Genomic DNA, 4,757 nt, shown 5'->3' with positions numbered 1-4,757 from the left:
CGCCTAGAGCGGTTCACCGTTTCAGGGAAACGCAGAACCGCTCTATCTCGTTGTTTTGGCGCAATTCCGGACGGAAAACCGCTTCACACTTTTCCTGGAATTGCGCTACATCCCCCAGCGCAGCGCCGCCGTGTGCACCGGAGCATCCCACAGCGCGGCCATGTCATCGTCGAGCATGGTCAGCGTGATCGAGCATCCTGCCATGTCGAGCGAGGTCACATACGAACCGACGAGCGAGCGGATCACCGTCACGCCCTGTTTCTCGAATATCCTGCGGGCGCTGTTGTACATCAGGTAGAGCTCCATCGACGGCGTGCCGCCGAAGCCGTTGACGAACAGCAGCGCCGGCCCTTTGGCGCGTTCACCCAAGTCGCCGGCAATCGCGGCGCAGACCTCCTCGGCGATGGCGTCGGCGCTCTTCAGCGCGTCGCGCCGCCGGCCGGGCTCGCCATGAATGCCGACGCCGAACTCCATCTCGCCGTCGCCGATCTCGAAGGTGGGCTTGCCGGCGGCGGGCACCGTACCGCTGGTCAACGCCACGCCCATCGAGCGCGTCGCGGCGTTGACGTGGTCGCCCAGCGCTTTGAGCGCGGGCAGCGCCATGCCTTGCTCGGCGGCGGCGCCGACGATCTTTTCCACCACCAGCGTGCCGGCGACACCGCGCCGTCCGGTCGTGTAGGACGAGTTCTCGACCGCGACGTCGTCATTGGTCACGACCTGCAGCACGCCGTCCGCCATCTCGGCCGCCATGTCGAAATTCATCACATCGCCTTCGTAATTCTTGACGATGAACAGGCAGCCGGCGCCGGTGTCGACGGCCTGCACGGCCGCGAGCATCTGGTCGGGCGTCGGCGAGGTGAAGACCTGGCCGGGGCAGGCGGCGTCGAGCATGCCGTGGCCGACAAAGCCGCCATGCAGCGGCTCATGGCCGGAGCCGCCGCCCGAGATCAGCGCCACCTTGCCGGGCTTCAGCTCCTTGCGGCGGATGAATTTGTGGTCGTCGCCAAGCACGAGGATATCGGCATGAGCCGCCGCAAAGCCATCGAGGCTTTCGGTCAGCACCGTGTCCACGGTGTTCATAAATTTCTTCATGGCGTCCTCCCAAACAGCCCGGCAACAAAGGTCAGCCGCTGCCCTTGCCGGCGATGCTGGTTATTTTCTGGATGAAGTCGTTGATCGCCCGGTCGAGCGCCGCGTTCTGCCTGTCGTCGCCGAAATCCGGCACGATGAGCGAGACGTGTCGCGTCTTGCGCGGACCGGACGCCGCGGGCGCCTTGCCAGGATGCGCCTGGTGATAGGCGGCCATGAACTGGTCGCGCTCGGCCTGGCTGAAATGGCAGACGGAAAAGATGGAAGGCAGATGCTTTGACGGGATCGGGATCGTATAGGCGGGGCTGGAAATCTGCGTGACGAAGCTGCGGTGCTTGCCGAGCGCGTCGGCCAGGCGCTGGCGCATGCCGGACGGGCGCTGGTCGATGACCTGCGACAGGATCGTCTTGTAGGCGCGGATTGCCTCTTCCGAGCCTGCTTCCGGTATTCTTTCCATCCTGGCCATGCGCCTACACCGCAACGCCCGCGATGGCCGCCTTGGCCGTCGCCAGTTGAGCAGGGGCGACCGAGAGGTCGCGCAAACCGGCCTCGAGCAGCGCCGGGATGGTTGCAGGGTCGCCACCGGCATCGCCGCAGAGGCTGACTGGAATTCCCTTCTCCAGTCCGAACGCGGCAACCGCCGCGATCAGCCGCAGCACCGCCGGCTGGCGAACGGAATTGAGATGCGCGACCGCCGCGTTGTCCCGCGCGGCCGCCATCACATATTGCGTCAGGTCGTTGGAGCCGATCGAGAAGAAGGCAATGTCGGCGAAATCCTCCGGCGCCAGCGCCACGGACGGCACCTCGACCATGATGCCGAGCGGCGGCAGCTTGTGCGCTACGCCCTGCGCGACAAGCGCGGCCTGTTCCTGCGCGAACAGCGCGGCAGCTTGGCTGTATTCGTCAGGCGTGGCGATCATCGGGAACATCACCCTCAGATTGCCGTGGATGGCGGCGCGCAGCAATGCCCGGATCTGCACGCGGAAGATGTCGAGCCGCTTGAGTGACAGCCTGATGCCGCGCAGGCCGAGAAACGGATTGGTCTCCTCGACGGTGAAACCCGGCACCGGCTTGTCGCCGCCGGCGTCCACGGTGCGGATGGTCACCGGCTTGCCGCCGGCCCATTCCAGCACCTTGCGGTAGGCGTGGTATTGCGTCTCCTCGTCCGGCAGTGTCTTGCCGAACAGGAATTCCGTTCGCATCAGGCCGACGCCGTCGCAGGTCTCGATATCGATGCCTTCCACATCCGAAGGGTAGGCGATGTTGACCTGCACGCGCACCGCGGTGCCGGCCTTGGTCACCGCCGGCTCCGTCAGGAATGTCCGCGCTGCGCCCTGGCGGTCGGCGAAGGAGGAGGCCGATTGGCGGAAGGTTTCGACCTCGGCCGGCGACGGGGAGAAAATGATCGCGCCATGCTCGGCATCGAGCAGCGCGTCGCCCGTGCGCGGTGCGGCCAAGGCGCCGAGACCGACGACCATAGGCACGCCGAGCGAGCGCGCCAGCATCGCGACATGGCTGGCCGTGCTGCCGCGCTGTAGCGCGATGCCGCCGCCCTTGCTCCAATCGGTTTCGAGGAAGCGCGTCGGCGCGATGTCCTCGCCATGGAGGATCGCGCCCGGAGGCGCCGCCGCCTCGCCATCCTTGCTCAGCGCCCGCAGCACCTGGTCGCGGATGTCGCGCAGATCGGCGGCGCGGGCGCGGAAATAGTCCTGGTCCGACGCTTCGTAGCCGGCGATCTCACGGTCGAGCGCCGCGCGCCAGGCGGCGTCCGCCGGCTGCCCGGAGCCGATCGCCGCCAGGGCCGGACCGCTCAAGGCATCGTCCTCCAGCATGGCGATGTGGAATTCGAGGATGCCGGCGGCTTCGCCATCGGCCGTTGCGGCCAGAACCGCCAGCCGACCGACGGCCTTGCCGATTGCGCTCACCAGTGCGGCTTGTTCTTCCCCGGCGCTCGCCTTGGCCTTGTAGCTGACCGGAGGCTGGTCGAGGTCGAACAGCGGACCTTCGGCATAACCGGGAGAGGCGGGGATACCCTCAATCCGCATGACCCGGTTTCCCACGGACATGCGGATCCGTTTCAAGCGGACCGGGCATGATCCGCATCCTCGTCGAAATCGCGCTGCACCAGATCGACCAGCGCTTTCACCGCCTGGGTCGCGCCGTCGCCCTTGGCGCGGATATGCAGCATGGTCCCTTTCGGCGCCTTCGCCGCCATCACCTTGACGATGCTCTTGGCGTCGAACCAGGGGCCGTTGGCTGCCACCGCCACCTCCACCTCGGCCGCGAACGTCTTGGCGAGCTTCGTGAACTTCACCGAAGGGCGCGCATGCAGGCCCACCGCGTGGGTGATCAGGACCGTTGCTTCGGCGGATGCGGACATTCAGTCGGTTCCTGTTCGTTCACGACGGCGACAGTTCATGCGCCGTCGCCACCACTTCCTTGAGCGAGGCGCCGCCGGAGGATTCGGTCGCGGCCATCACCGCGCCTTCGACGATCGGCGCGTTGCAGACCACGATCTTGTGCGAGCGCGGCTCGCCGATCATCTCGACCGCCATCTCCGAGTTGGTCTCGGCGCCGCCGAGATCCACCAGGATGGCGACGCCCGCTTCCGACCAGGCCTTGTCGATCGCGCCCATGATCGCCTCGACGCTGGTGCCGAGCCCGCCATGGCCGTTTCCGCCGCACCATGCAAGCGGCACTTCGTCGCCCACCATCTGGCGCACCATGTCGGCCGTGCCCTCGGCGACGAGGGGCGAATGCGACACGATGACGATCCCGACATTGCTCATCAATTGCCCTCTATCGCTTCCGCGACCGCGCGCACCAGAAGCGCGGTCGAGCGCGCTCCGGCGTCCATATGCCCGATCGAGCGCTCTCCCAGGAAGGAAGCGCGCCCGCGCAGGGCCCTCATCGGAACCGTGGCCTCGGCCGCCTTGTCGGCTGCGTCGGCGATCTCGCCGGCCGTCTTGCCCTGCGCCAGCGCCTCATACACCGGCTGCAGCACGTCGAGCATGGTTTTTTGGCCAACCTGCGATTTACCCCGCGCGGCCACCGCGTCGATCGCCCTGCCGAACGCCGCCGTCAGCCCGCCTCTATCGGGTGCCGCCGGCAGGTCCTTGCCGAGCGCCATGAAGAACGTGCCGAACAGAGGGCCGGAGGCGCCGCCGACCGTCATCACCAGCTTGGTGCCGACCGCTTTCAGCGCTTCGGGCAGCGGCTTCGCTGAAAAGACGTCCGCCTCCGCGCGCACCGCCTCGAAGCCGCGCTTCATGTTCAGCCCGTGGTCGCCGTCGCCGATCGCCTGGTCGAGCGCGGTCAACTCCTCGGCATGCGCCGCGATCGTATCGGCCGCCGCCGTGATCAGTCTGGAGAAATCGGCTGCGGCCATTGTCCGTCCTTCATGCCGGGGCGAACAGCGCCGCCACGGCAGCGAAAACCTCGGCAACCGCGAAGGCGCCCGGATCGGCGATGTCGAGTTGCCTGCCGATATAGGCGGAGCGGCCCGCTTTTGCCTTCTGCATCGCGGCGGTTGCCTCGGTACCTTGCCGCGCCGCCTTGGCGGCCGCTTCCAGCTCGCTCGCGTCAAGGGCTTTCAGCGCCGGCTCGAGCGCATCGACCATGGTGCGGTCGCCGACCTTGGCGCCGCCGTAGAAGGTCATCCGGTCGAG

7 protein-coding genes are annotated in these 4,757 nt (G+C 67.2%); all 7 read right to left on the bottom strand.

What is annotated here, in order from left to right:
• Positions 1 to 105: 105 nt before the first annotated feature.
• Positions 106 to 1,092 (bottom strand): dihydroxyacetone kinase subunit DhaK, encoded by a 987-nt coding sequence (gene dhaK / locus EOA28_RS25440; RefSeq protein WP_127249375.1) that lies wholly within the window; start codon positions 1,090 to 1,092, stop codon positions 106 to 108.
• A gap of 31 nt (positions 1,093 to 1,123) precedes the next feature.
• Positions 1,124 to 1,555 (bottom strand): hypothetical protein, encoded by a 432-nt coding sequence (locus EOA28_RS25435; protein ID WP_189342179.1) that lies wholly within the window; start codon positions 1,553 to 1,555, stop codon positions 1,124 to 1,126.
• A gap of 4 nt (positions 1,556 to 1,559) precedes the next feature.
• Positions 1,560 to 3,134: a phosphoenolpyruvate--protein phosphotransferase gene (gene ptsP, locus EOA28_RS25430; RefSeq protein ID WP_127249376.1), complete on the bottom strand. Its 1,575-nt coding sequence runs from the start codon at positions 3,132 to 3,134 to the stop codon at positions 1,560 to 1,562.
• A 32-nt stretch (positions 3,135 to 3,166) separates the two neighbouring features.
• On the bottom strand, positions 3,167 to 3,469 hold the full coding sequence (locus EOA28_RS25425) for an HPr family phosphocarrier protein (protein WP_127249377.1): 303 nt from the start codon (positions 3,467 to 3,469) through the stop codon (positions 3,167 to 3,169).
• Positions 3,470 to 3,488: 19 nt separating this feature from the next.
• The gene (gene dhaM / locus EOA28_RS25420; RefSeq protein ID WP_042645089.1) at positions 3,489 to 3,878 is read right to left on the bottom strand and encodes a dihydroxyacetone kinase phosphoryl donor subunit DhaM; all 390 of its coding nucleotides are present in this window, start codon (positions 3,876 to 3,878) and stop codon (positions 3,489 to 3,491) included.
• On the bottom strand, positions 3,878 to 4,477 hold the full coding sequence (gene dhaL / locus EOA28_RS25415) for a dihydroxyacetone kinase subunit DhaL (protein WP_127249378.1): 600 nt from the start codon (positions 4,475 to 4,477) through the stop codon (positions 3,878 to 3,880). Before dhaL ends, dhaM begins: the two co-directional genes overlap by 1 nt.
• A 10-nt stretch (positions 4,478 to 4,487) precedes the next feature.
• Positions 4,488 to 4,757 (bottom strand): DAK2 domain-containing protein (locus tag EOA28_RS25410; RefSeq protein ID WP_128315410.1); only part of this gene is annotated, 270 nt, incomplete at its 5' end.

It is taken from the genome of Mesorhizobium sp. M2A.F.Ca.ET.067.02.1.1, from assembly GCF_004023285.1.
In the GTDB taxonomy this organism is placed as follows: Bacteria; Pseudomonadota; Alphaproteobacteria; order Rhizobiales; family Rhizobiaceae; genus Mesorhizobium.
Note: the sequence above shows the minus strand (reverse complement) of the source record. Positions and strands in the feature narration are given on the sequence as shown.